The sequence below is a fragment of the Aeromonas sp. L_1B5_3 genome (assembly GCF_963866575.1).
Classification (GTDB): domain Bacteria; phylum Pseudomonadota; class Gammaproteobacteria; order Enterobacterales; family Aeromonadaceae; genus Aeromonas; species Aeromonas jandaei.
Map to the genome: position 1 here is coordinate 1 of NZ_CAWMDN010000109.1, position 292 is coordinate 292.

The 292-nt window shown below is 62.0% G+C and carries 1 protein-coding gene; it reads left to right on the top strand.

Annotation, left to right across the window (positions count from 1 at the left end; translation table 11 throughout):
- The coding region (locus tag AACR93_RS08860; RefSeq protein ID WP_082044086.1) for a hypothetical protein at nt 1-292 on the top strand (292 nt) is incomplete at both ends.

Consider the following 292-nt stretch of genomic DNA (forward strand, 5'->3'; position numbering starts at 1 on the left):
TGGCTGCTGCACCTGACACCGGATAGCCCACCAGCCCGCACAGTCACCTTGCAAGTGCGTTGGTCTGGCGTGCAGTGGCAACTGCTCTCCCTCACCAATGCCGAGGACTGGCACACCATGAGCCAGCCCGTGGATGAAATCTGTGTGGACCCTAAGCGTCGCTGTTTCTGGCGCAGCCAGGCAGGACCCGTCCCACTCTCTGAGCAGCCCCGCGTGCTGGGAAGCTTTATGAGTGACCTGCAGCGTGCCTGCATCCATCACGGCTATCGTGTGGAGAGTGACCCCTTACCCC